The following is a 24,857-nucleotide window of genomic DNA, read 5'->3' as shown; positions in this document are numbered from 1 at the left end:
ATGAAGCGAGTCCATGTGGCCGTTGTGATGGTGTGCGTGTTGTCAGCCTCGACGGTGTTTGCGCAGGCGCCGGCGCCGGCCAATCCGCTGTGGCACGAGCAGAAGGTCAGGAATTACCTGCCGCACATGACCTCGCCCGAAGTCGCCGACTTGCTGACGCGCACCGACATGGTGATTCTGCCGGTCGCGTCGCTCGAGCAGCACGGATTGCACGGCCCGCTCGGCACCGACTTCCTGAACGGACTCGAGCGTGCCAAGCTGATCGCACAGAAGACCGACGTGCTGGTGGCGCCGATTCTGTTTCCCGGCAACTCGCCGTATCACATGGCGTTTCCCGGCACCATTACGCTGCCGGCCGAAACGATTCAGCTGGTGTACTTCCAGGCAGCGCAGAGCCTGCTGGCCCACGGCTTCAAGCGCTTCCTGATCATGAACAGCCATGGCGGCAACGCCAGCATCGTGCAGTATGTCGTCGACCGCATCAACCAGGAGACGGCGGGCATTGCCGTGGAACTGGACGCGGCCGCCCAGCCGTTTGTGAAGCGCGCGACCCGGCCGGGCGCGCCGGCCTTCGACCGGCATGGCGGCGTGAGCGAGACCTCCAGGTCGCTCTACCTGACGCCCAACCTCGTGAACATGGGCGTAGCCCGCACCGCCCCGCTCACCTTGCGCCCGCATCTCGAGAAGATCCTTCCGGAGGTAGTGGCCGGCGACCCCACGGCGACGCGGGTGTTCCTGGCCGAGGCGCTTAAGGCCGCCGCCACCGGGAAGGGCACCTCGGCGAAGGACATGACCGAGACCGGCGTGTGGAGTGCGCTTGACGTGAAGACCGCGACCGCCGAGCGCGGCCGCGAGGAGACCGAGGCGTCGGTGAATGCGGCCGTAGCGTTCATCGAACGCTGGAAGCAACTGCGGCCACTCGGGACCCGGTGATCCCGCCCATGGGAGTCGGGAGCAGCGCGCCGCGAATCGAGATCTCGACCCGTGCGGTCTCGGCCGATGATGCCGTGTCTCGCCTCACGAGCGGCATGCGCGTCTTCGTGCACGGCGCCGCCGCCACGCCCACGCCGCTCGTCGAGGCGATGGTGCGGCGGGCGTCGCTGCAGGACGTGACGCTGTACCACCTGCACACGATGGGGCCGGCGCCGTTCGTGGACCCTGAACACCGCGACCGTTTCCTGTCGGTCTCGCTGTTCACGGGCCCGCCACTGCGCGCGGCGATCGAAGACGGCGCGGCCGACTTCATGCCGATCTTCCTCTCGGATATTCCATCGCTTTTCCGCACGAGGACGATCGCGCTCGATGCCGCGCTGTTGCAGGTCTCGCCGCCCGACCGGCACGGCTTCTGCTCGCTCGGCACGTCGGTGGACGCGGCCCTCGCAGCAGCGCTCTCGGCCAGGATCCTCATCGCCGAGGTGAACGAGCAGATGCCGCGCACGCTCGGCAATACGCTGGTGCCGTTCGCGCGCCTCGATGCCTGCATCCACACGAACCGGCCGCTGCACCAGCACCTCGCGGCGCCGCCCACCCCGATTGACGACGCCATCGGCGCGCAGGTCGCCGCGCTGGTGGAAGACGGCGCCACGCTGCAGATGGGCATCGGCGCCATTCCCGACGCCGCGCTGCGCCGGCTCGGCAACAAACACGACCTCGGCATCCACACCGAGATGTTCTCGGATGGGATCATCGATCTGGTCGAAGGCGGCGTCATCACGAACCGCAAGAAGAAGGTGCACCAGGGCCGGATCGTCACGTCGTTCGTGATCGGCAGTGAGCGGCTGTACCGGTTCGTCGACGACAACCCGCTCGTCGAGTTCCACCCGTGCGATCGCACGAACGACACCTCGCTCATCCGCAAGAACGACAAGGTCGTGGCCATCAACTCGGCGATCGAGGTGGACCTGTCGGGTCAGGTGGTGGCCGATTCGATCGGCTTCCGCATCTACTCGGGGATCGGCGGACAAATGGACTTCGTCCGCGGCGCCGCGCTCTCGCACGGGGGCAAGCCCATCATCGCGCTGCCGTCAATGGCGGCCGGTGGCAAAGCCTCGCGGATCGTGATGGCGATCAGGCCCGGCGCCGGGGTCGTGACCACGCGCGGTCACGTGCACTGGGTGGTGACCGAACACGGCGCTGTCAATCTGTTCGGCAGGTCGCTGCGCCAGCGCGCCGAGGCGCTCATCGGCATCGCGCATCCAGACGTGCGCGCGTCGCTCTGCGCGGAGTTTGCCGAGCGGCGTCAAGTGGTGCTGTCCGGCGCCTGACGCAGACCGCGTCGCTGCGATGTTCGATGGACAGGCTGAGGGTGGTGGGTTTGGTAATCCCGTGGAGGAGAGGCGGCCTGCCCGGCCGTAGCTCTCAGTCGCGTCGTGATGCCCACCGTCGCGGCGCATCATAAATGAGCCGCTATGGTGGGCAGCCTTCGCGTGATCATCCAGTGAACGCTGGCCTGCCTAGCCGAAGCTCGCCAGACACATGCGCGAGCGAAGGCTGGTGCCGGAGGAGGGGGTCGAACCCACACACAGTTGCCTGTACGGGATTTTGAGTCCCGCGCGTCTGCCAGTTCCGCCACTCCGGCCCGAACTTGGAATTATAGCCTGACCGCCGCCCGGCTACGGCGAGATGATCCGCAGTGTCGGAAAGTAGTGCCGATAACGCCGCGCATCGCGGGTGAGCAATGTGTGACCGGCCACCGCCGCGTGAGCCCCGATGTAGAAGTCCGGGAGCGGCGATCGGCGCTCGCCGCCTCGTCTTCGATACACGCGAAACGCCTGCCCGGCCAGAAAGGCGGCCCCCCATGGCAGCGACTCGCGATGCAGCATAGTGGCCGGGAATATCTCTTCGACCAGGTCAGCCGATGTGAAGCCCGATGACACTTCCGCGAAAATGATGGGGTTGATGACGACGGGACCACGATCCCGGCACAGTTGGAGCATGGCGTCCGACCACGATCGCCACTCCGACTCATCATCGACGAGATCGATCAGGACATTCGAATCAATCAGCGTCGAGTTCATCGGGCTCGTCACGCAGTAGCGCCATCAGTTCCTTGCTGCTCATGTTCATTTTCCCCGTCCCACTCTCGCGAATATGCTTCACCAGCTTCGCGCCGGGGCTCAGCGGATCGGCTTTGGGGTTGAGCACCGCACGTCCGTTCTCAACCGAGAACTCAACTTCGGTGTTTGGAAGCAGCCCCAGCTCTTCGCGGATGTGTTGTGGGATGGTGACCTGGCCCTTGCTGGTAATTCGCATGGTAAGACTCTTACAGGTAAGAATAATACCATGTCGGCCCCCATAAAAGGGGCGGCGACGAAGTGGTGCGGTGGTGCTTCTTACTGGCGGGTGCCGGACCAGGTGCCGCTGCACGAGCCACCGCTGAACGTGCCCGTGAACGAACGGCGGTCCTCGGCCAGCGTCGCGTTGAAGGTGTAGAGCGTGTCGACCGCCACGGCGAACTGCATCGCGTTGCCGATGATCTGCAGGCTCACCGCCTGGTTGAACACCAGCGCCGACGGGATGTTGATCAGGAACTCGTGATTGCCCGCCGCGTTGCGGCGGATGGTGCCGCTCCATGCCGCCGATGCCGGCAGGGTGGCGGGACAGCCGGTCCCCTTCGCAATCGTGCCGGCCCAGTTGCCAAACACCGGATCGCCGGCCGCCTGGTTCACGGTCACGCTCTGCCCGGCCACCGTGAGGGTCGCGCTGCGCGCATTGCCGGTGTTCTCGGCGACGGCGAGGCTGGCGGTGCCCGGACCGCTGCTGCTGGCCGCCGACGTCACGTTCACAAACGAACTGCTCGACGCCGCCGTCCACGCGCAACCGGCGTTGGTGGTGACGCCGATGGTGGCCGTTCCGCCGACGCCTGCCATGTTCAACGAAGTCGTCCCGAGCGTATAGACACACGCCGGCGAAGTGGGAGAAGTCGGCGATGAGGCGGACGAAGAGGATCCCGAGCACGCCGGGAGTGCGAGCGGAATCAGAAAGGCGGACAGAAGGCAGATGCGTTGCACGTTCACTTCCCCTGGGTCGAGCGTAGTAGCGCCTCGCGCCCAAGACAAGCTGAAGCAAGCTCGATGCCGCGGCGATCTTCGCCCACGCCTTCGGGTTGAGTTGGCGATCGGACTATCGGGCCGTCCGAAATGTAATCGCGAGTACGCATTTCGCCATGGGGAGGGCGGCAATCATGCGCGGGGAACCCAGACAAGGGCGAGCAATTGCACCGAGACGCCGCCGCGCTTGGGTTTCACCAGCACGCGTTCGAGTATGTCGCCCGCCGGATCCCATTCGGCCGACACGGCCTGCAGGTCGGCTTCGAGCGCGGCTTGCAGGTCGTTCAGTTGCTCGGTGAGGGCGGCGACGGTCTCGGCGGCGCGCGTCACGTCCTGGGCTTCCTTGCCCACCTTGCCCATGCCGCGGGCCGCCGTCGTGGCGCGGCCAAGCGTGCTGGCGCTGACCGCCTTGCGGCCGAGCAGCGCGCCAAAGATGGTCGCGCCGATCGAGACGGCGGCCGACACCCTGGCGCCGCTGGCCTGCTCGCTCTGCACCTGCACGGCCTGCTCGGCGCGGCGGATGCGGTCTTGCAGTGTGGTGAGTTTCGGGGCGTACTTGTCGCGCACCTTGGACAGTGCGGCATCCCTGGCTTCGCGGGCCTCGTGGCCCAGGCGGACGCGGAAGTCGCGCTCCGTTTCCTCGGGTGCCGACAGGAGCTTGACGCGCGGGCTCTTGAACAGTTCGATTGACTGCGACTGCGCAGCCCATCGGGAGAAATCCTTCTCCCAGGTCGCGTAGCTCCGGGGCTTGGCCGCGGGCGGGGGCAGCGCGGCAAACGTGGCCGCATCACCCTCGGGGGTCTTCAGCAGGTCCGTCACCGCGAAGTCGGCCGGCTCGGCATGCTCCCAATCAAGCGCGACGGGGCCGTCGCCAATGGGCGTCAACACCGCCACCTCGCGTGTTTCATCGAGGCCGAGCTTGGCATCGGAATACGACACCCGCGCCACGCCCAGCACCATGGGCACGTAAGCGTCGCCGCCTGGCACGAAGAATTGCGGGATGCCCGGATCGAGCACTGGCGCCTGCGCCGTTGGCACCCTTGGCACCTCAGGCACCTTAGGCACCCTAGGCACCGTAAGCACCCTAGGCACCGGAACCGGGGGCGGTGCGGGGCGCGCTCCTGTCAAGGTTCGAATCTCATCGCGCCCCAAAGGCCCTCGCAGGTACGACATCGCCCACCGCGTTTCAAACAGCACCGGCGCCTTCTCATGCACGTTGTGCAGCAGGAACACGCGCTTGCCGAGTGACGACAGCAGCCGATCGATCTCGGCCCGGTCGAATCCGGTGCCGGCCGTGCCGGCCACGCCCTCGAGACCATCGAGCACGCGCGCCTTGTCGCGGTCGGTTTGCAGGCGGCCGAGCATCCAGGTGCCGGCGTTGGCGAGCGCCTTGTAGTCCAGATCCACCGGGTTCTGCGTCGCCACCGTCAGCCCCAGCCCGAACGCGCGCGCCTGCTTCAGCAGCGTGAGCAGCGGCGCTTTCGAGGGCGGGTTGGCGACCGGCGGGAGGAACCCGGCGATCTCGTCGAAGTACACCAGTGCGCGCAGGCTCGACGTGCCGCGCTGGCTGCGCATCCAGCCGACCAGTTCGTTCAGCAGCAGCGAGACGAAGAACATCCGCTCCTGATCGTCGAGGTGGGCGAGCGAGATGATGCTGACGCGCGGATGGCCATTGGCGCCGTGCAGCAGGCGGTCGATGCTGAGCGGCTCGCCCTGCAGCCAGGCGCTGAAGCCGGGGGCGGCCAGCAACTGGTTGAGTTGCATCGCCAGCGCGAAGCGTTCCTTGGCGGGGTAGAACGATTCGAGGTCGAGCACGCCGACCTTGGTGATGGCCGGCGTCTGCACCTGCGCGATCAGCGCCGGCAGGTCCAGGTCGATACCGGCCCGCCACGCCTCGGTGAACAGGGTCGAGACCAGCACGTGTTCGCGGCTGCGCATCGGCTCGGCGGTCACGCCGGCCAGGGTCAGCACGCTGGTGGCGGCCGTGGTGACGCGGTCCGACAGCAGTTCCGGGTCGTTCAGGATCGCCGGCTCGGGCGCGGCGAACGACTGCACGATCGAGAGTGGCCGGCCGCTCGAACTGCCGGGGGTATACAGCGCGAACTCGGCGGCGTCGCGCAGCCGCGCGATGCGCGCCCCATCCTGGCCCCACTCGGCGAGCCCCTTCGCCCAGCGTGCCGCTTCCGCCGTCCCGAACGCCTCGGGGGACTGGCCGGCACGCCGCGCCTCATCCGGATTGACCCACGGGGTGAACTCGGCCGCCGACAGGCCGGGAAACGTCAGCATCAGGTTGCCCAGGTCGCCCTTGGGGTCGATGGCAATCACCGGCACGCCGTCGATGGCCGCCTCTTCAATCAGGTCGATGCCGAGGCCCGTTTTGCCGCTGCCGGTCATGCCGACGATCACGCCGTGCGTGACCAGGTCGGACGAGTCGTACAGCAACGGGGCATCGCCACGCGTCCTGGTGGCCGCGTCCACCTCGCGTCCCAGGTAGAACAGGCCGAGCTTCTCGAAACTGGTCACTGGCGGACCTTACCGTCGGCGCGATAGAGATACAGCATGCGGGCGCGGCCCTCGGCGTCGGTGAACGAGTCGGCCTTCTCGGGCGTCCAGTCGCCAAAGCCGAATGAGTGCGCCACGATCCGCGAGCCGGGCTTGAGTTGGGCGGTCAAGAGCGGCCTCAGCTTGAGGTTCGAGGCCGTCAGCAGGTAGGTTGTGACCACGGTGGCGGGCGACACGTCGGTTTTCATCGCGTCCTGCAGGCGGAACGTCACCAGGTGCTCGACCCCCGCAGCCATTGCGTTGGCATTGGCTTCGGCAATGCGCTGCGGGTCGATGTCCACGCCCACCCCGCGCGCGCCGTACATCCGGGCCGCGGCAATGGGAATGCGACCGTCACCACAGCCCAGGTCGTAGACCACATCGTTCTTGGTCACCCCGGCCAGCGCGAGCATGCGTTCGACGACGTCCTGGGGAGTGGGGACGTAGGGGGCCAGTTGTGGCGCATCGGGCCGTTTGGTGGCCGGCGTCTGCCCTGCGACGTCACTCAGGGCAAGGGCGGAAAGGGGAGTGCCGAGGGCCAGGGCCAAGCTCAACTGGAGCGCAAATCTGAACATAGTCCGTGAGCATATCAAGTGGCCGCAAAAGGGAGGCGAAAAGTCCCTAACCGTGTGTCGAATCAGGGGTTACTCGGTATCGTGGAATACCCGAAAACGCGCTGTTTCCGGCCTATTTTCGTTGATTTTGACCCGTTTCTCGGCTATACTGCCTAAACCTGATAGCGCACTCACTCCTGCCAGTAACATCATCTCGAAACGAGGGGCACGTGGGATTTAAGATCGGTGACAAGGTCATATACCCGAATCATGGGCTCGGGGTCGTCGAGAAGGTCGAAGAAAAGACCATTCTCGGAACCACGTGTGGATTTTTTCACCTCCGGATTCTGTCGAACGAAACGACCGTACTAGTCCCCGTCGCCAACGTGGATAACGTTGGCCTGCGCCGGGCGATTACGGATGAGGAAGTTGAACGATTGTTCCAACTGTTGGGCGACGGCAAGATCGACAACCACCAGAACTGGAAAGGCCGCTTCAAGGACAACTCGGACAAGATGCGCACCGGCTCCATTTACGACATGGCCGATGTGTTGAAGAGCCTGACGTTCCTGGCCAAATCGAAGAGCTTGTCGTTCCGCGAAAAGCGCATGCTCGACCGCGCCAAGGCCCTCATTGTCTCGGAGATCTCCGAGGTGATGCGGACCACCGTGGCCGACATCGAAGAGCGGGTCACCACCGCCCTCGAGAAGTGCTTCGTCCAGAAGGCGCGTTCGGCCCAGCGGGCCGCGACCCGTGCCACCAAGGCGGCGCCCGCCAAGGCGGCCGCACGCGTCACGCCGGTGGCGGCGCCGCGGCGCCAAGCTCGCGCCAGCTAACTCTTTAAGACGCCGGGTTCATTTTTCCTTGAAACGAGGGAAGAAATGAACCCGGCGTCCTTGCTTGCGGCCGTCCGTTCTGTACTGACCTACGTCGTCGTCTCCCTTTACGTCTTGATCGCCGGGCCCATCGGGCTTGGCATCGCCATCCCCTTCAAACTCAAGGGCGTGCTTTACGAGCTCGGCCACATCGGTGTCGGCCTGGCCCTGGGCATGGCCGGGATCCGCTACCGGGTGACCGGGGCCGAAAAGGTGCCGGCGGGGCAGGCCGTGGTGTTTTGCTCGAACCACGAGAGCAACGTCGATCCGCCGGTGCTGTTCCAGGCGCTGCATCGCCGGCTGCACGTCCTGTTCAAGGCAGAGCTCAAGAAGCTTCCCATTCTCGGCAAGGTGATGCTGGCCGGCGGGTTTGTCGCCGTCGAACGCGAGCGCAAAGAGGCCTCGATGGCGTCGATCGAGCGCGCCGCCGACTCGATCCGCGCCGGCAACTCGTTCCTGATCTTCCCAGAAGGCACGCGCAGCCGCACCTCGGAGCTCTTGCCATTCAAGAAGGGTGGCTTCATCATGGCCATCAAGGCGCAGGCGCCGATTGTGCCGGTGGCCATTTCCGGCGGCCGCGACGCCATGCGCAAGGGCAGCTGGTTCGTGCGGCCGGTGCTGTGCCGCATCCGCATTGGCGAACCTGTGCCGACCGCGGGCCTGTCGCTGGACGATCGCGATCGGTTGATTGAAGTCGTCCGGGCTCGAATCGAGGACCTGCTGCGCACCTGATGGAGATACTCGCCACCCTTGGCCGCACACTCGGGTTTTCCCTCGCCGCCGGCGTGAACCTGTACGCGACCGTGGCGGTGTTGGGCCTGGCCGCGCGCTACGGGTGGGTGCAGCTTCCCGAACAGTTCCAGGTCTTCAACAATCCGTGGGTGATCGGCGTTGCCGGCGCGTTGTACGTGATCGAGTTTGTCGCCGACAAGATTCCCTGGGTCGATTCGATCTGGGATTCCATCCACACGGTGATTCGTCCTGTCGGCGGCGCGCTGATCGCGGTCGCCGCGCTAGGTGAGGCTTCGCCGGCCGTGATGGGCATGATTGCGCTGCTCGGCGGCACCGTGGCGGCCGGGAGCCACATGACCAAGGCCGGCACCCGCGTCGCCATCAACACCAGCCCCGAGCCGTTCACCAACTGGATTGCGAGCCTGGCCGAAGACGTGTTCGTCATCGGGCTGAGCCTGCTGACGCTCAAGTTTCCACTGCTCGCACTGGCGGTCAGCGCGACGATCCTCGTGATGATGGTGTGGCTGGCGCGGCGGTTGTGGAAGTGGCTACGTCCCGACGACGCCGCGAAGCCGGCTTAGGATCTCCGGCGGAATCTCCACCGCCCTGAGGACGTGATCCGCTCCGAGCTGCACGCATGCCGCGGTCACCGTGCCGATGCCGACCGTGATCTCGCCGCGCATGATGGTGTGGTTGTACTGGATGGACCGCGTCGTCACCGCGGCAATGCCGACCAGGACCTCGAACTCGTCTTCGAAACGGAGCGGCCGCTTGAAGTCAAAGGCCGCCGACACGCGCGGCCACTTGAGGTGCGCGTGCGGGCTTGCTTCGCCGGAGCTCGCGAGCGAAGGCGAGTCGATGCGCATGCCGGCTGCCCGCCACAGTGCGTGCTCGGCCTCCTCCATGTAGCGAAAGAAGTTCGAGAAGTGCACCATGCCGGCCAAATCGGTTTCGGCAAACTGCACCCGGCGGCCGTAGCGGAAGCCGGCTATGGCCGTCGCCCTTCTGGCAGCGTCAGCTCGTTGACCTTGTGCTCGGCGGCCTCGGGGGCAATGCCTTCACGCCAGGTTTCCAGCCGTTTCTTGTCGGGCGCGTACAGCGTCTCCATGGGTCCCCACACCTTGTCGACCTTGTCGGTGAACAGGTCGCCAATCAGCAGGTCGGTCACGGTGTTGCGCAGGCCGGGGTAGTTCTTGACGAACTGGCCGAAGCTGAAGCCGTCGTAATACTCGCACACCAGCCGGCGCATCCGGTCCACGCCGTGATTGAAGTTCTCGCCCCACCGGCCGAGCTGCGCGGCGCTGGTGTCGCCCTTGTTGAGGCCATCGACGATCGCATCGGCGGCAAGCTCGCCCGACTTGAGCGCGAGCAGGACGCCTGACGAGTAGAGAGGATCGAGAAAGCCGAACGCGTCGCCGACCAGCACCCAGCCGTTGCCGGCCACCTGCGTCGAGCGGTACGAGTAGTCGCGCGTGGCGAAGTAGCCGGTGACGCGCTTGGCGTTCTTGATCCGCTCCTGGATGGCCGGCGTCTTCTCGACTTCTTCCTGGTAGGTCGCTTCATGATCGCCCTTGCGGCCCTTGAACAGGTAATCAAATGGCGCGACGACGCCGAGCGAGACGATGTGGTTGTGAAGGGGGATGTTCCAGAACCAGCCGTCGCGGTTCGGGGTCTGGATCACCATGGTGGCGCCTTCATCACGGCCGGTGTCGCGGTAGGCGCCCTCCCAGTAGGTCCAGATCGCGCCCTTGTTCAGCACCGGATCCCAGAGCCGCAGCTTCATGCGGTTCATCAGCAGCGCGGCCTGGCCGCTGGCATCGACGACGACCTTGGCGCGGATCTCTCTTCGCTCGCCGTCCTGCTTAATCGCCACGCCGACAGCGCGATCGCCCTCGAACAGCACTTCGATCACGTGGACGCCGTCCCGGGCGTCGACGCCGTGCTCGCGCGCGTTCTCCAGCATCATCTGGTCGAACTCGCTGCGCACCACCTGCCACGTCTGCGAGCACTCGTGCGGCTTGTTGTCCCAGAAGTAGAACGGTGCCGACAGCTTGCCGTTGGCGTTGATGAACTGCACGCTGTGCTTCTTGACGAAGTGGCTCCGCTGCATCTTCTCGAGCATGTTGAGCCGCTTGAGCACCCAGTACGTTTCGGGGATCAGCGATTCGCCGATGTGGAAGCGCGGAAACTGCTCGCGCTCGAACAGCGCCACCTTGAGTCCGGCCTGCGCGAGAAGGGTCGAGGTGGTCGAGCCAGCCGGCCCGCCACCAATCACGACAACGTCGAGCATCTAGGTGTACCGAATTCCCGCGTGCTGCGGGAGAAAGAAGTGGGGCAGCAGCACGTCGACGCGCAGCAACCCGTCACGAGTCAAGGCGACACGGTCGGCCGTGCGCTCGGCCAGGTACCCGCTGGCCTGGACCTTGTCGAGGCCGGTGCGGAAGCGGCTGAGCACGTCAACGCCGTATTTCTGCGCGAAGTAGTCCGGGCGAATGGCGCCGCGTTTCAACTGCAGCACGAACTCGCGGATCAGGCGCTCTTCGTCGGTCGGGCGATAGGCGCGGCCGAGCGGAATCTCGCCGCGTTCGATCGCCTCCTGGTACTTCGGCCAGGTGTCGAGGTTCTGCACGTGCACGCCGTTGATGTGGCCGAACGACGCCACGCCCAGGCCGAGCAGGTCGGCGCCTTCCCAGAGGCGATCGCGATACACGAACCTGGTCTTCGCCGGGTTCTTCACCGCCGTGTAGGCGCTGCCAATGTGATACCCCGCGCGCTCGAGGGCCGCGAAGGCCTCGGCGACCCAGCGCCGCTTCACCGGCCAGCCGGCGACCGGGTCGTCGAACTGTCCGCCCTGCTTGATCAGGTCGCCGGAGATGGTGGTGTTGTGGGGCAGTTCCATCTGGTAAATGGTCACGCTGTCGGGATCGAGCGCGAGCGTGCGCTCGATGCACCGCTGCCAGTTGGCGTCGGTCTCGCCGAGCATGCCCGCGATCAGGTCGATGTTGATCTGCGGAAAGCCGAGGCTGCGCGCGTACTCGTAGGCGCGGCCAATCTCGGGCGAGCGGTGCGCGCGGCCGTTCAGTTCCAGAATGCGGTCGTCGAAGTTCTCGACGCCCAGGCTGAGGCGCGTGACGCCCAGCTCGCGGATGGCGGCCAGCTTCGCTTCGGTCAGCGTGCCGGGCTCGCACTCGAACGTGATCTCGTCAGCACCCGCCCACGCGCCGGTCGCGTTCAGGCGGCCGACCAGACCTTGCAGTTGCTTCGTCGAGAGGAACGACGGCGTGCCGCCGCCGAAATAGATGAAATTGAACTTGCGGTCGGCCACGGCCGGGGTGGCGGCATACAACTCCCACTCGCGCGCCAGCAGGTCCAGGTAGCCTTCGACCTCGCGCGCGTTCTTGTCGGTGTAGACGCGGAAGTAGCAGAAGTGGCAGCGCTTCCGGCAGAACGGGATGTGGAGGTACAGGCCAAGCGCCCGTTCGACGTGCGCAGCGTCGCGCAGGGCCGCCCCCGCGTCCTTGATTCCTGCCGCCGACCAGGTCGAAAAGGGCGGGTAATTGGCGATGAAATAACTGCCGACGTCCGTCTGTTCAACGGTGGCGTCGCCCTGCGCACCAGACATGTTTCTTCTATATACGTCGAATTGTGCCAATGGTTTACAGGGACCAAGCCAGGGACGTTCGGGGTAAAGTGGCGAGATGCGGATTCGGCTGGCTGTCCTCGGATTCATGGCAGTGTCGTTGGCCGTGGGCCTGGCCCAGGAGCGGCAGGCCGAGGACCAACTGCCGCGCTTTCGCGCCGGCGCCAACCTGGTGCGCGTTGATACCTATATCTCGCTCAACGGCGTGGCCGTCACCGACTTGACGCCCGACGAGATTCAGATCTTCGAAGACGACACACCGCAGAAGATCGAGAACCTCGAGCTGATCGAAGCGGGCGGCCCGGCGGCGCCGTCACCATCGCGGACCGAGGCCACGACCGTCACCAGCATGCGGGACGCCGCCGTCGACGCATCGCGCCTGTTCACCGTCTTCTTCGATCGCTTCCACGTATCCGTTGACGGCGCCTACCACGCCAACCAACCCATCGTCGAGACCCTGGATCGCGTGATCGGCGCCGACGACATGATCGGGGCCATGACCGCCGACATGACGCCCGGCATGATCACGTTCAGCCGCAAGACCGCGAGCATCGAGCGGATGATTGCCGACAACTGGGCCTGGGGCCTCAAGGGCCGGGCCAACCAGCGGTCGCCGCGCGAGGAGGCCTTCGAGGCCTGCTACCCCTCGCACATGTATCCCGGCATCGCCGCAGCCATGATCGCAAGGCTACGGGAGCAGGGAACGCTCGACGCCCTCGAGGGTCTCGTCGCGCACCTCGATGGCCTGCGGCCGGATCGCAAGTTCGTGATGGTCTTCACCGAGGGCTGGGCGCTCTACCAGCGCGACGAGGTTCTTGGCGGTGCCCTCGGCGGCCAGGCCCCCCAGCAGGATCGACTGGGCACCGATCCGTTGACCGGCGGCGTTCGGCGGCCGGGTGCCGTCGATGCCCAGAGCGGCATGCCGCAGTCGTTCGAGGCCTGCGAGCGCGACCGCATCCGGCTGGCCTTCATCGACCACCAGGTCCAGTTTCGCGAGCTCCTGCAGCGCGCGAACCGCGCCAACGTCAGCTTCTACCCAATCGACGCTCGCGGGTTGATCGTGCTCGACCAGCCGGAACGCTGGGACCTGCCGTTCTCGGTGGACAACGCCTGGCTGCGGCGCCGCCACGACGACCTTCGCATGATGGCGGAGCAGACCGACGGCCGCGCCGTGCTCGATACCAACAACCTCGCCGGCGCCATGCAGAAGCTGTTCGTGGACGTCGGCTCGTATTACCTGGCGAGCTATTACTCCTCGAACCCGAAGCTCGATGGCCGCTTCCGCCGCCTCCGGGTCGAGGTGAAGCGGGAGAACGTCGAGATCCGCGCCCGTCCGGGCTACCTCGCGCCGACCGAGGCCGAGGCGCGCGCCTATGGCGTCGTGCCCGAGCGCCCTGCGGGCATGCGGGCGCCACCCCCGCCAACCGTCACGCGCGCGCTCGACGCGATCGCGCCCGGCCGTGGCAATCTCCCGGTCCGCATCCAGGCCGCTGGCGGCCGCGGACTGGTCCGGGCGGTGATCGAACTCGATGTGGCGACGGCGAAGCAGCCCGAGTGGCTGTCGGGCGGCACCTTGCGACTCACCGTGGAACCCGAGCGCGCCAACGCCACGGCCCAGGCCGCGCCATCGCAGACGAAGGTCGTAGCCATTGAGCCGGGGCAACGCAGCATCTCGATCGACGGCCTGGACGCGCCGGTGACGCCCGGCCGTTACCTGGTGCGCGCGGAGCTCACGCCACGGGCCGGCCGCGTGCCCATCCGGGTCAGCACGTTTGTCACGGTTCCGCCAGAGACGGCGGTAATCGGCACCGGGGCGCTGGCGATGCGCCGAGGGCCCAGCACCGGCCTGGCGTATATCCCGACGGCGGACCCGCGGTTCCGCCGAACCGAACGGCTGCGCATCGAGGTGCCGCTCGCCGAGCCGGCTACCGAGGCCACCGGCCGCATGCTGACGCGCGAAGGGCAGCCCATGCCGTTGGTCGTGACCTACTCGAGCCGCGTGGATGAAGCGACCGGACAGCGGCTGGGTGTCGCCGATGTCACGCTGTCGCCGCTGGCCGCCGGTGAATACGTGCTCGAGTTCACGATCAAGACCAACGATCAGACCGAGGTCGTCGGCTACGGCTTCCGCATCGTGCCGTAACAGGGGAGCAGGTCCTTTTTACGATCCGCCGGTGGTAAACGTCAGGGCAAACGGCGCGAGCGCGCCGCCGTCGGTGCCCCTGATCCCTTCGAGGAACTCGATCCGCACCAATCGAAATGCCTCGAACGGCTCGTTTGGTCTGATCTCGATCGCTCGATTCTCGCGCGTGTAATTGGTGGCGAACCCGATCGCGCGCCCGGTCGAGTCCTTGGCGTAAGTGATCCGCACGCGATCCGTGAGCGACGCGGCATCGAGGTCCCGCGACAGCTGCAGGCGCACGCGTTCGCCCACCGACACGTCGGTCTCGCCCTCGACCGGCGCGGTGAACAGCACTTCGACCGGAGCCGGAGGCGGCGCGGCGATCGCCACCTCCGTGGCCGGCTCGGCCGGCGCCTGGGCCAGTTCGATCGTGGTGCCTTCGAGCCAGGTCAGGCCCTTGGCCGTGCGCACCGTGCCCTGCACCCTGACCCAGCGCCCCGCGTCGACGCGCTTGGTCGGATCGAAATTGAACGCCTTACCCCTCGGCTGAAGGTCCATCACCCAGAGCGCGGTGTCGGTGGACCGGAGCACGAACTGCCACCGCGCGGGCGCCGGGGCCTCGGGCAGGTCGCCGTAGAGGTTGCGGCCGCGGAACTGGCCGACAATCGCGACGCGCTGGCCCTCAAAACGCGCCGGTTCGAGCGCGACCGAGCGCAGCGGGGGAGTGGTCGCATCCGCCGGCGGCGGGGGCGGCAGCGTGCCCGACAGCAGCAGCAACAACTCTTCGCCCGGGCGCGGCCAGCGCTCCGGATACAGCGCGCGAATGCGATCACCGAGGTTGAACGGAATCAGCCGCGGGTCGTCCTGCGAGACCCGCCCGATGTCGAGAAACTGGCCGCGGGCCTCGAGCCGGCCCTCGCGGGGCAGTTCCCTGGCGATCACCCGGATGGTCGCCTCGTCATTGGCCAACAACAGGTTCTCGACGTCCTCGCCCTTCACCGCGCCAACCACCGAGACGGTTTGCTGGTGGTAGAAGCCGGGATAGCTGCGGAGCGCAGCAATGGTCGTGGCCCGCCGCGTCGCGGGTTGGGCGTCTGGGTGCGCGGTCAGCAGGCTGCCGGCAATAACGAGCGCGAGAACGGGCCGTCGCATCAATTCACCAAATCACAAGATCACCAAATCACCAAATCATCAGGCTCGCCTCCACCCGGTCGATTGCGGTATTCTGAAAACTGCTTGTGAATTCTACGAACAAGCGGAGACCGGTCGCCGAACCCGTTTCCGAGTTGACCACCAATCGGCTGTCGGTCTACCTCCGCTGCCTCAATCAACTCGAGGCGGCCGGCGACGAGACCATTTCGTCGCAGGCCCTGGCCGAGCAGTTCCACCTGAATGCCGCCCAGATCCGCAAGGACCTCGCCTACTTCGGCGAGTTCGGCGTGCGCGGCGTGGGCTACTACGTCAAGGACCTGAAGCGAAACCTCCGCCAGATTCTCGGCCTCGACCGTAAGCTGCGCGTGGCGGTGATGGGCGCCGGCAATCTCGGCCAGGCGCTGGCCGATTATCCCGGCTTCAAGCGCGAGGGCTTCGAGATTGTCTCGATGTTCGATGTGGCCGATGCCAAGATCGGCGACGAATCCCGCAGCGGCGTTCCCATCTACGACCTGAAAGACCTCAAGAAAGTGGTTCGCAAGGAGCACATCGACATTGCCGTGATTGCCGTGCCGGCCGAATCGGCCCAGCACGTGCTCGATCAGGTGGTGGCCGCCGGCATCAAGGCGGTCTTGAATTTCTCGCCCGGCTCCCTTAAGGTCCCGCCAGGGGTGAAGATGAAGGGCGTGGACCTGACGGTGTCGCTCGAAAGCCTGTCGTTCCATCTGGCGCAGGGAATCGACGTTGAAGAATAAACTGAGCCACGTCGATGCGAAGGGCCGCATCCGCATGGTGGATGTCGGCGCCAAGCCGGTGACCGCTCGCGAGGCGGTGGCCCGCGGCCGCATTGCGATGTCAGCCGCCGCGCGCAAGCAGATTCGCGCGGGGGCCGTGACGAAGGGCGACCCGCTGCAGGCCGCCCGCCTCGCCGGCATCATGGCCGCCAAGAAGACGTCCGAGTTGATTCCGCTCTGCCATCCGCTGGTGCTGACGCACGTCTCGGTGGAACTCACGCCGACGGCCAGCGGCTACGGCATCGAGGCGCGGGTGCGCACGTCGGGGCAGACCGGCGTCGAAATGGAGGCGCTGACCGCCGTGTCAGTGGCGGCGCTGACGCTGTATGACATGGTCAAGGCGGTCGATCAGACCATGACCATCAGCGACATTGAGTTGATCGAGAAGAAGGGCGGCCGGTCGGGGCACTACAGGAGGAGTGGAAAGTTGAAAAGTTGACAGTTGGTAGTTTCAGTTCCCAGTTACAGTTACAGTTACAGTTACAGTTTGATCCGCAACTTGAAACTGACCACTTCAACTTTCAATTTTCAACCTTCAACTTTCAACTTCCATTGAAGGTTCTCATCTCGATCCAGCAGCCGGTGACGCAGTGGCAGATTCCTGCCGACGGCGTCGCCACGCTGCGCGCGCGATTCCCCCATATCGAGTTCATCCATGCCACCACCGACGAGGAGCGCACGCGCGGACTCGCCGGCTGCGACGTGGCCTATACGTGGATTCTGAAAGCTGCCGAGTTCGCGGCCGCGCCGAAGCTGCGCTGGCTTCACACCTCGGCCGTGGCCGTCGAGACGCTGTGCCTGCCTGAACTGTTCGCCAGGAACGTGGTGGTCAGCAACACCCGGGGCGTGCAGGCCGTAGCCATCGCCGAACACACCCTCGCCGTCGTCCTCGCGCTGTCGAAGCAGTTGCCCCTCGTGCTCGAGCACCAGCGCCAGGCGCACTGGGCGCAGAACGACTTCATGGGCGAGTGCCTGCCGTGGCTGCTCGGCGGACGCACGCTCGGGTTGATTGGCGTGGGCACGATCGGGTCGGCGATCGCTTCGCGCGCGCGGGCCTTCGGCATGCGCGTGGTGGCGCTGCGGCGGCGGAGCGGACACGGGGCGGTGCCGGCCGTGGACGAGCTGTTCGGCCCCGGTGAGCTCGAGGCCTTCCTTCGCCAGACCCACGTGCTCGTGATCGCGGCGCCCCTGACGCCGCAGACGCTGGGCCTGGTCGGCGCGGAGCAGATCGCCCTGCTGCCGAAAGGTGCGGTGGTCGTGAACGTGGGCCGGGCGAAGATTCTCGATACCGGCGCGCTCGTCGCCGCGCTCCATTCCGGTCATCTCGGCGGGGCGTCGCTCGACGTGTATCCGCAGGAGCCGCTGCCGCCGGAGCATCCGCTGTGGACCTGTCCCAACGTGATCCTCACGCCCCACACCTCCGGCTTCCGCCAGGGACACTGGGAAGAGGTCATCGATCTGTTCGCCGAGAACCTTGAACGGTTCGAACGAGGAGAGTTGCCGCGGTTTCGGGTGGAGCCGGAACTGGGCTACTAGTAAGTTGAAAGTTGAAGAGTTGGTAGTTGGTAGTTTCAGTTGGTAGTTACAGTTTCAGTGGCACTGACAACTGACACTGAAACTACCAACTGAAACTACCAACTACCAGCTTCTCAACTTTCAACTCTCAAGTGTCGATTTCTCGCGGCGGCGGCTCGATGTGGATGATCGCGTCCTTGATCTGCGGGAAGCGCGCCATCAACCGGTCCTTCACCACGTGCGACAAGTGGTGCGCGTCGTCCAGGCGCAGGTCGCGATCCATCCAGACGTGCAGGTCGAGGAACACAAAGTCGTTCGAGCCGCGCGTGCGAATGTGGTGGCAGCCGATTACCTCGGGCACGCTGCTGACCACTTCGCGAATGGCCGCTTCCGGAATCACGAAGCGGTCGGCCAGGATGCCCGACGTCGACTGGAAGATCTCCCAGCAGGCCCGGCCGATGAAGCCGGCAATCACGAGGGCGGCCACCGGGTCGAGCCACAAGTAGCCCATTCGCACCCCGATCAGCGCGCCGATCACCGAGGAAGAAATGAACAGGTCGCTCGTGGTGTGATGTGCGTCGGCCAGCAGCACTTCGCTGTCGAGGCGCCGCGCCGCCGCCCGCTCGTAGATCACGACGCCCAGGTTGACCAGGAACGTCGCCCCCATCACGAGGAACGTGAACCGGTTGATGACCGGCTCGCCGCCAGACTGCAGCCGCTCCACCGCCGCCGACAGCACCTCGAACAGGACCAGCACCAGGAAGATCAGGATGCCGACCGACGCCATGGTCTCGAACTTGCGATGGCCGTACGGATGGTCTTCGTCGGGCGGCTGGCCGGCAATGCGCACGCCGACCAGCGCGACGATGTTCGAGGCGGTGTCGGTCAGGGAGTGAAAGCCGTCGGACAGGACGCTGACGGCGCCGGTCGCCAGGCCAAGCGCGATCTTGGCGGCGGCGACGATCAGGTTGAGGAACAAGACTCGCCAGAGGACCTGCGAGACCTGGGCGTAGCGCGCTGTCAGATCAAAACACCCTGGCGTGCGGGACGGGCCACCAGCGAACTTGCACCTTGCCGACAATGTATTTCTTGGGGACGAAGCCCCAGTGGCGGCTGTCGGAACTGCCGTTGCGATGGTCGCCCATCACGAAGTAGTAGCCGGCCGGAATGACCTGCGGGCCCCAGTCGTCGTGGCTGCGGTACTCGGCCGGCACGAAGTCGTCGCGCAGCGGCACGTCGTTGACGTAGACGCGGCCGTCGACCACGCGCACCGCGTCGCCGGCTTCGGCGATCACGCGCTTGACGTACGACTTGTCGGGGTCGAGCGGGTAGTAGAGCATCACGATGTCGCCGCGTTGCGGCGCGTGCAAGCGATAGCTCAACTTGTTGACGATCAGCCGATCCTGGTCGGCCAGCGTCGGCGCCATGCTCTGGCCCTCGACGCGGGCGACCTGCATCACGAACGTCACGACCAGCGTCGCGTAGACCGTCGCCTGCGCCAGGGTGCTGACCCACGCCACGAACCCGGCGCGCCACGCCGCCAGCCGCTGGCCCGGCGAAGCGATCGGCTCGCATGGGGCCGGTGGGGCCGGAAGGGCTGGTGGGGCTGGTGGCGCCGGTGGGGCGAGGTCTGGCAGTTCCTGTGACATGGTGGGGCGCGGCGCGTGGCCGCCTAGAACACCCGCGCGTTCGGCACGGGCCACCAGCGGATCTGCACCTTGCCGATGATGTATTTCTTCGGCACGAAGCCCCAGTGCCGGCTGTCGAGGCTGTTGTTCCGGTGGTCGCCCATCACGAAGTAGTAGCCCTCGGGGATGACCTGCGGGCCCCAGTCGTCGTGGCTGCGGTACTCGGCCGGCACGAAGTCGTCGCGCATCGGCACGTCGTTGACGTAGACGCGGCCGTCGACCACCCGCACGGTGTCGCCGTCTTCCGCGATCACGCGCTTGACGAACGACTTGTCGGGGTTGACGGGGTAGTAGAGCATCACGATGTCGCCGCGCTGCGGCGAGGTGAGGCGGTAGCGCAGCTTGTTGACGATCAGGCGGTCCTGATCGGCCAGGGTCGGCGCCATGCTGAGGCCCTCGACGCGGGCGACCTGGAAGCCGAACGTGACGATCAGCGTGGCGTAGACCGCCGCCGAGGCCAGCGTGCGCACCCACGCGAAGAACTCGTCGCGCCACACTTCCATGCGGCGCACCACCTGCGCCGGGTCCTGCTCCACGGCCAGGGTCAACGGGGTCTCGCGCGCGATCGCGTCGGCCGCCGTCACGGGCGGCAGCGGCGTCGTCTCGTCGCCGGGATCGGCAAACAGCACTACAGCTTCAGGTAATCCCGAAGACGGCGCGTCTGCGAACGGCTGACCGGGATCTCGGTCGCGTTCGCGTCTGTCATCCTCAGGATGTAGTTCCGGCTGAACCAAGGGACGATCTCCTTGACCTTGTTGATATTGACCAGGTGCGAGCGGTGAACCCGCCAGAATACCTCCGGGTCGAGCCGCGCGTGCAACTCGTCCAGGGTGCGATCGTTCGACGTTCCCGCGACCTGGCTCGTCACAATATTAATCGAATCCTCGACCAGCGACGCATGGATGATGTCGTCGGCCTTGACCAGCACGAACCGGTCGCTGACCTTAACCGCCACCTGGTCCCGGCGGTCTTTCTGGCCGGCCATCATCCGCACCAGGCGGTCCAACTGGCCCGCCAGGGGGTCGGTTCGTCCCTTGCGCTCCCGCACCCGGGCCACGGCGGTCTCCAGCCGCCGCACGTCGATTGGCTTCAGCAGGTAGTCGACGGCGTTGACCTCGAACGCCTCGATGGCCCGCTGGTCGTAAGCTGTGACGAAGATCACACCCGGTCCGGTTCCCTGGTCGAGCAACTGCCGGGCGACCTCGAAGCCGGTCAGCCCCGGCATTTGCACGTCCAGGAAAGCGACGTCGGGCGCGTGGCGCGCGATTTCGTCGAGGGCCTCGGGGCCGTTGGCGGCGCGAGCGACGACCTCGACCGTCCCCAGCTGGTTCAAGAGAAAGCACAACTCGTCACGGGCCAGCTGCTCATCGTCGGCCACGACGGCGGTCAGGGGGGCGACCGGGGTCATGCGGTGATTCTTTCGCTGGCGAGGTCGAGTGGGATCTGGACCCGCGCGCACGCCCCGCGTCCGGGCGAGCCGGTCAGCTCGAGGCGGCCCATCGCCCCGTACAACACGCGCAGGCGCTCGTTGACGTTGCTCAGGCCGATGCCGCTCGACAGCGCGTCCACGAGACGCTCTTCCGAAATGCCCAGGCCATCGTCGGTGACCTCGATGAACACCTGGCGGCTTTCACGCCAGCTCCGGATGGTGATGGTGCCGGGCCCGACCTTGCGGGCAAAGCCGTGCTTGATGCAGTTCTCGACGAGCGGCTGCAGCAGGAGGCTGGGGATGATGATGTCGAGCGTGTCGGGCGCGATCGACTTGCGGACGGCCAGCCGCGGCCCGAACCGGATCACCTCGATGTCGAGATATTCGTCGAGCGCGGCCAGCTCTTCGCGCAGCGTGACGAACTGCACCTGGTTGCTCATCAGCTTGCGGAGCAGGCCCGACAGCTTCTGGATCACCTCGCGCGCGGTTTCGGGCTGCAGGCGGATCAGCGACGAGACCGAGGCCAGCGTGTTGAACAGGAAATGCGGATTGATCTGGCTCTTGAGGGCTTCGACCTTGGCGGCCAGCAGCAGCTTTTCCTGTTCCTGCAGGCGATGCTCGATGCGGGCGTTGTTCCAGATCTTGATCGGCGTGGACACGATGATGATCGTGGCGAGGTAGACGACCAGCGTGATCCAGGCCGAGGGGCTCGACAGCACGAACAGGCGTGCCGAGTAGCGGGCGCCGACGGCCTGTCGCAGGGTTTCGAGGCTGATGATGGCCAGCAGCAGCACCACCGGCCAGTTCACCTCGAGGCGGCGGACCATGTTCCAGACGCGGCGCGGCATGCTTAGCAACACGAACGGCGAGAAGTTCCAGATTTCGGCCTTGGGGCACGCCTCGCGCAACCCGCCGCCGGCAAAGCCGCACCCGACGGCAAAGAACGGCGCGCCGTACTCGCCGGCGGCCAGCGCCGGCAAGGCGATGGCCAGGCCCACCAGCGCGCCGGTGTAGGGGCCGGCGATCAGGCCGGCGAGAAACGCGCCCTCGAGCATCAGGTCGGCGGCGTCGTAGTTGAGCAGCACGCGGGCCGCGACCCCGGCCGTGAGCGGCAACCCCAGGCCCAGGGCGAACACCAGCCGGTCGGGCCAGTTGCGCTGCTCGAAGATCAGGATGTGACGAAAGCGCCGGTAACGGGCGAGCATGGTCGCGAGCGCGGCCATGGCCGCGAGCTTGACGACCAGGGTCGTCAGCAGGAACTGCGTGGCGGAGAGGAATCTGGGTTCTTGCAGCATGCTGGTCCGCCCGCCTTCGCGGCCGTTGGCCGCTACGGCGGGCGTCCGCCGTAGCTCGCGCACTATCCTGGCGAGCGCAGGCGGACGAAATGGTATCATTTCCTTCTATGATCGGTCCGCTCGCGAAAGGCTTTGCCCTCACCTTCAAACACCTGTTCCGCCGTCCCATCACGGTGAACTATCCGGACCAGAAGGTCCCGATGTTTCCGCGGTATCGCGGCAAGCAGGTCCTGATGCGTGACGAGGCGGGCCTCGAGAAGTGCGTGGCCTGCGGGCTGTGCGCGGTGGCCTGCCCGGCCGACGCGATCTACCTCGAGGCGGCCGAGAACGACGGCACGGTGATGGCGGGCCCGCGCTATGCGTCGACCTACCAGATCCACAAGACGCGCTGCATTTTCTGCGGGTACTGCGAAGAAGCCTGCCCGGTGGCGGCAATCTTCATGGGCAAGGATTACGAGTTGGCCGTGTACAGCAAAGACGACTTCGTGTGGGACAAGACCGAGCTGCTGGTGCCCGCCGCGGCCGATCAGAAGGCGCCGATGCCGGTGCGGTAGCCGGCCGCCGGCTGGCGTGGCGCGAACCCGGTCCGGGTGATGGCCGTCTGTATCAGTGTTACCTCGAGTGAAACCCTTTTTAACTGCGTTGGATGAACGTGTGCTCGTGTGCGATGGCGCGATGGGCACCATGCTGTACGCCAAGGGCGTATTCATCAACCGCTGTTTCGAGTCGCTCAACCAGACCCAGCCCGACCTGGTCGTCGACGTCCATGGCGATTACCTGAAGGCCGGCGCCGACGTCATCGAGACCAACACCTTTGGCGCCAACCGCATGAAGCTGCGCGGCTTTGGCCTGGGCGATCAGGTGCGCGAGATCAACTTGGCCGGCGCCACGCTGGCGCGGCGCGCGGTCGAGAAGTCGGGGCAGCCCGCCTACGTCGCCGGGGCCATCGGCCCGCTTGGCGTGCGCATTGAGCCGTGGGGCAAGACCGGCGTGGACGAAGCCGAGGCGATGTTCCGCGAGCAGGCTCAGGCGCTGTTCGATGGCCGTGTCGATCTCTTCATCCTCGAAACCTTTCGCGACCTGAACGAGATTGGCGCCGCAATCGCGGCCGTGCGCAGCGTGTGCGACCTGCCGATCGTCGCGCAGATGACCACTGAGGAAGACGGCGCCAGCCTCGACGGCGCGCCGCCCGAACAGTTTGCGCCCGAGCTGATCGCGCGCGGCGCGAGCGTTGTCGGCGTCAATTGCAGCGTCGGCCCGGCGCCGATGCTCGAGACCATCGAGCGCATCAGCGACATCACCGATGTGTGGTTGTCGGCGCTGCCCAACGCCGGCCGGCCCCGTGATATCGAGGGCCGCAACCTGTACTTGTGTTCGCCGGAATACATGGCATCGTACGCGCGCCGGTTCATCGCGTCGGGGGTGCGGCTGGTGGGCGGCTGCTGCGGCACGACGCCCGAGCACATTCGCCAGATTGCGCTGGCAGCGAAGTCGATGGCGCCGGGGCTGGCGCGCCACGCCGGCACCGCCGAGGTGCGCACCCCGGTGGCGAGCCAGCCCAACGCGCGCCCGGCCCTGCCGCGCGAGTCGAAGTCGGCCATGGGCCGCAAGCTGGCCAATGGCGGTTTCATCCGCGCCATCGAGCTGGTGCCGCCCCGCGGGCACGTCTTTAACGCGGCGCTGGCCGACGCGGCGCGCCTCGCCCAGCGCGGCGTGGATGTCGTGACCATTCCCGACGGCCCGCGATCGGGCGCGCGCATGAGCGCGTTGTCGCTGGCGGTGCTGGTCCAGCAGCATGCCACCGTGGAAGTGCTGCTGCAGTACTCCTGTCGCGATCGCAACCTGCTGGGCATCCAGTCAGACCTGCTCGGCGCGCATGCCATGGGCGTGCGCAACCTGCTCGGCATCACCGGTGATGTGCGCAGCCTGGGGGACATCCCCGACGCGACCGCCGTGTTCGACGTCGACTCGATCGGACTCACCAACGTGATCACGCGGCTCAATCATGGGCTCGACATCGGCGGCCAGTCGATCGGCGAGCCGACCTCGTTCCACACCGGCGTGATGGTCAACCCGTCGCGCGATCTCGATCAGGAGATGCGGCGCCTCGAGTTCAAGGTCGAGGCCGGCGCGGAATTCGCGGTGACGAGACCGGTGTTCGATGTGTCCACTTTCGAACGGTTCCTGGCCCGTGTCACACCGCTCGGCGTGCCGATCATTGTCGGCATCTGGCCATTCGAAAGCGCACTGAACGCCGAGTTCATGGCGAATGAAGTGCCCGGCGTGACGGTGCCCGATGCCATCGTCGAACGGATGCGCCGGACGACCAGCGCCGACAGCGCGGCCGCCGAGGGCGTGAAAGTGGCGCGAGAACTCGTGGAAGCCATCAAGGGTATGGCTGCGGGTGTGCAGATCTCAACGCCGTCGGGCCGGTTGGACTCCGCCCTCGATGTGCTCGACGTGGTATAGTC

General features: G+C 66.3%; 25 protein-coding genes and 1 tRNA gene. 11 read left to right on the top strand and 15 right to left on the bottom strand.

The annotated features are described in order from the left end of the window. The gene (locus Q8T13_18420) at nt 1-933 is read left to right on the top strand and encodes a creatininase family protein (protein ID MDP3719740.1); all 933 of its coding nucleotides are present in this window, start codon (nt 1-3) and stop codon (nt 931-933) included. 8 nt (nt 934-941) lie between these two features. Then, nucleotides 942-2,264, top strand: a complete 1,323-nt coding sequence (locus Q8T13_18415; protein MDP3719739.1) for an acetyl-CoA hydrolase/transferase C-terminal domain-containing protein — start codon at nt 942-944, stop codon at nt 2,262-2,264. A 227-nt stretch (nt 2,265-2,491) separates the two neighbouring features. Here the strand turns inward: Q8T13_18415 and Q8T13_18410 are convergent. The 6 genes from Q8T13_18410 to Q8T13_18385 form a co-directional block, all read right to left on the bottom strand. Further along, a tRNA-Leu gene (locus tag Q8T13_18410) sits at nt 2,492-2,578 on the bottom strand. Nucleotides 2,579-2,612: 34 nt separating this feature from the next. Further along, nucleotides 2,613-3,017, bottom strand: coding sequence for a type II toxin-antitoxin system VapC family toxin (locus tag Q8T13_18405; GenBank protein MDP3719738.1), 405 nt, complete (start codon nt 3,015-3,017; stop codon nt 2,613-2,615). Continuing rightward, a complete protein-coding gene (locus Q8T13_18400) occupies nt 2,998-3,252 on the bottom strand; it encodes an AbrB/MazE/SpoVT family DNA-binding domain-containing protein (GenBank protein MDP3719737.1) in 255 nt (84 codons plus the stop codon). Before Q8T13_18400 ends, Q8T13_18405 begins: the two co-directional genes overlap by 20 nt. A gap of 80 nt (nt 3,253-3,332) precedes the next feature. Next, a complete protein-coding gene (locus Q8T13_18395) occupies nt 3,333-3,869 on the bottom strand; it encodes a hypothetical protein (GenBank protein ID MDP3719736.1) in 537 nt (178 codons plus the stop codon). A 312-nt stretch (nt 3,870-4,181) separates the two neighbouring features. Continuing rightward, complete coding sequence (locus tag Q8T13_18390) at nt 4,182-6,572, bottom strand: DUF853 family protein (protein MDP3719735.1); 2,391 nt, start codon at nt 6,570-6,572, stop codon at nt 4,182-4,184. Beyond that, entirely contained in the window at nt 6,569-7,165 is a 597-nt protein-coding gene (locus tag Q8T13_18385; protein MDP3719734.1) for a 50S ribosomal protein L11 methyltransferase, read from the bottom strand. Before Q8T13_18385 ends, Q8T13_18390 begins: the two co-directional genes overlap by 4 nt. Before the next feature lie 209 nt (nt 7,166-7,374). On the opposite strand from Q8T13_18385, the gene Q8T13_18380 reads away from it, so the two are divergent. Genes Q8T13_18380 through Q8T13_18370 form a run of 3 tightly spaced genes read left to right on the top strand, consistent with a single transcriptional unit; the run spans nt 7,375 to nt 9,332 of the window. Beyond that, nucleotides 7,375-7,980, top strand: a complete 606-nt coding sequence (locus Q8T13_18380) for a CarD family transcriptional regulator (protein MDP3719733.1) — start codon at nt 7,375-7,377, stop codon at nt 7,978-7,980. A 45-nt stretch (nt 7,981-8,025) separates the two neighbouring features. Then, nucleotides 8,026-8,751, top strand: a complete 726-nt coding sequence (locus Q8T13_18375; GenBank protein ID MDP3719732.1) for a lysophospholipid acyltransferase family protein — start codon at nt 8,026-8,028, stop codon at nt 8,749-8,751. After that, on the top strand, nt 8,751-9,332 hold the full coding sequence (locus tag Q8T13_18370) for a DUF4126 domain-containing protein (protein MDP3719731.1): 582 nt from the start codon (nt 8,751-8,753) through the stop codon (nt 9,330-9,332). The genes Q8T13_18375 and Q8T13_18370 overlap by 1 nt, the downstream gene beginning before the upstream one ends. Here Q8T13_18370 and Q8T13_18365 read toward each other — a convergent pair. The 3 genes from Q8T13_18365 to Q8T13_18355 are packed head-to-tail and all read right to left on the bottom strand — an operon-like array spanning nt 9,300 to nt 12,373. After that, entirely contained in the window at nt 9,300-9,716 is a 417-nt protein-coding gene (locus tag Q8T13_18365) for a thioesterase family protein (protein MDP3719730.1), read from the bottom strand. The genes Q8T13_18370 and Q8T13_18365 overlap by 33 nt on opposite strands. Before the next feature lie 23 nt (nt 9,717-9,739). Further along, on the bottom strand, nt 9,740-11,041 hold the full coding sequence (locus Q8T13_18360) for an NAD(P)/FAD-dependent oxidoreductase (protein ID MDP3719729.1): 1,302 nt from the start codon (nt 11,039-11,041) through the stop codon (nt 9,740-9,742). Continuing rightward, nucleotides 11,042-12,373: a coproporphyrinogen-III oxidase family protein gene (locus Q8T13_18355; protein ID MDP3719728.1), complete on the bottom strand. Its 1,332-nt coding sequence runs from the start codon at nt 12,371-12,373 to the stop codon at nt 11,042-11,044. A gap of 76 nt (nt 12,374-12,449) precedes the next feature. On the opposite strand from Q8T13_18355, the gene Q8T13_18350 reads away from it, so the two are divergent. Beyond that, nucleotides 12,450-14,534, top strand: coding sequence for a VWA domain-containing protein (locus tag Q8T13_18350; GenBank protein MDP3719727.1), 2,085 nt, complete (start codon nt 12,450-12,452; stop codon nt 14,532-14,534). Nucleotides 14,535-14,552: 18 nt separating this feature from the next. Here the strand turns inward: Q8T13_18350 and Q8T13_18345 are convergent, their stop codons facing one another. Further along, nucleotides 14,553-15,665 carry an Ig-like domain-containing protein gene (locus Q8T13_18345; GenBank protein ID MDP3719726.1) on the bottom strand — a complete coding sequence of 371 codons (1,113 nt, stop codon included), beginning with the start codon at nt 15,663-15,665 and terminating at the stop codon, nt 14,553-14,555. Between the two features lie 86 nt (nt 15,666-15,751). On the opposite strand from Q8T13_18345, the gene Q8T13_18340 reads away from it, so the two are divergent. The 3 genes from Q8T13_18340 to Q8T13_18330 all read left to right on the top strand — a co-directional run bounded on the left by Q8T13_18340 (nt 15,752) and on the right by Q8T13_18330 (nt 17,995). Continuing rightward, the gene (locus Q8T13_18340; GenBank protein ID MDP3719725.1) at nt 15,752-16,420 is read left to right on the top strand and encodes a redox-sensing transcriptional repressor Rex; all 669 of its coding nucleotides are present in this window, start codon (nt 15,752-15,754) and stop codon (nt 16,418-16,420) included. After that, nucleotides 16,410-16,898 (top strand): cyclic pyranopterin monophosphate synthase MoaC, encoded by a 489-nt coding sequence (gene moaC / locus Q8T13_18335; protein ID MDP3719724.1) that lies wholly within the window; start codon nt 16,410-16,412, stop codon nt 16,896-16,898. Before Q8T13_18340 ends, moaC begins: the two co-directional genes overlap by 11 nt. A gap of 113 nt (nt 16,899-17,011) precedes the next feature. After that, complete coding sequence (locus Q8T13_18330; GenBank protein ID MDP3719723.1) at nt 17,012-17,995, top strand: D-2-hydroxyacid dehydrogenase; 984 nt, start codon at nt 17,012-17,014, stop codon at nt 17,993-17,995. A gap of 127 nt (nt 17,996-18,122) precedes the next feature. Here the strand turns inward: Q8T13_18330 and Q8T13_18325 are convergent, their stop codons facing one another. Genes Q8T13_18325 through Q8T13_18305 form a run of 5 tightly spaced genes read right to left on the bottom strand, consistent with a single transcriptional unit; the run spans nt 18,123 to nt 22,449 of the window. Next, on the bottom strand, nt 18,123-19,055 hold the full coding sequence (locus tag Q8T13_18325; protein ID MDP3719722.1) for a cation diffusion facilitator family transporter: 933 nt from the start codon (nt 19,053-19,055) through the stop codon (nt 18,123-18,125). Next, entirely contained in the window at nt 19,000-19,623 is a 624-nt protein-coding gene (lepB, locus tag Q8T13_18320) for a signal peptidase I (GenBank protein MDP3719721.1), read from the bottom strand. Before lepB (Q8T13_18320) ends, Q8T13_18325 begins: the two co-directional genes overlap by 56 nt. 23 nt (nt 19,624-19,646) lie before the next feature. Beyond that, nucleotides 19,647-20,291, bottom strand: a complete 645-nt coding sequence (gene lepB / locus Q8T13_18315) for a signal peptidase I (protein ID MDP3719720.1) — start codon at nt 20,289-20,291, stop codon at nt 19,647-19,649. Next, entirely contained in the window at nt 20,291-21,070 is a 780-nt protein-coding gene (locus Q8T13_18310) for a LytTR family DNA-binding domain-containing protein (GenBank protein MDP3719719.1), read from the bottom strand. The genes lepB (Q8T13_18315) and Q8T13_18310 overlap by 1 nt, the downstream gene beginning before the upstream one ends. Beyond that, nucleotides 21,067-22,449: a histidine kinase gene (locus Q8T13_18305; protein ID MDP3719718.1), complete on the bottom strand. Its 1,383-nt coding sequence runs from the start codon at nt 22,447-22,449 to the stop codon at nt 21,067-21,069. Before Q8T13_18305 ends, Q8T13_18310 begins: the two co-directional genes overlap by 4 nt. Nucleotides 22,450-22,475: 26 nt before the next feature. Between Q8T13_18305 and nuoI the strand changes: the two genes are divergently transcribed. Both nuoI and Q8T13_18295 read left to right on the top strand, forming a co-directional pair. Next, nucleotides 22,476-22,940, top strand: coding sequence for an NADH-quinone oxidoreductase subunit NuoI (gene nuoI / locus Q8T13_18300; protein MDP3719717.1), 465 nt, complete (start codon nt 22,476-22,478; stop codon nt 22,938-22,940). Between the two features lie 67 nt (nt 22,941-23,007). Next, entirely contained in the window at nt 23,008-24,855 is a 1,848-nt protein-coding gene (locus tag Q8T13_18295; protein ID MDP3719716.1) for a bifunctional homocysteine S-methyltransferase/methylenetetrahydrofolate reductase, read from the top strand. Nucleotides 24,856-24,857 lie beyond the last annotated feature (2 nt).

The organism is Acidobacteriota bacterium, assembly GCA_030697165.1.
GTDB lineage: Bacteria > Acidobacteriota > Vicinamibacteria > Vicinamibacterales > UBA2999 > 12-FULL-67-14b.
Note: the sequence above shows the minus strand (reverse complement) of the source record. Positions and strands in the feature narration are given on the sequence as shown.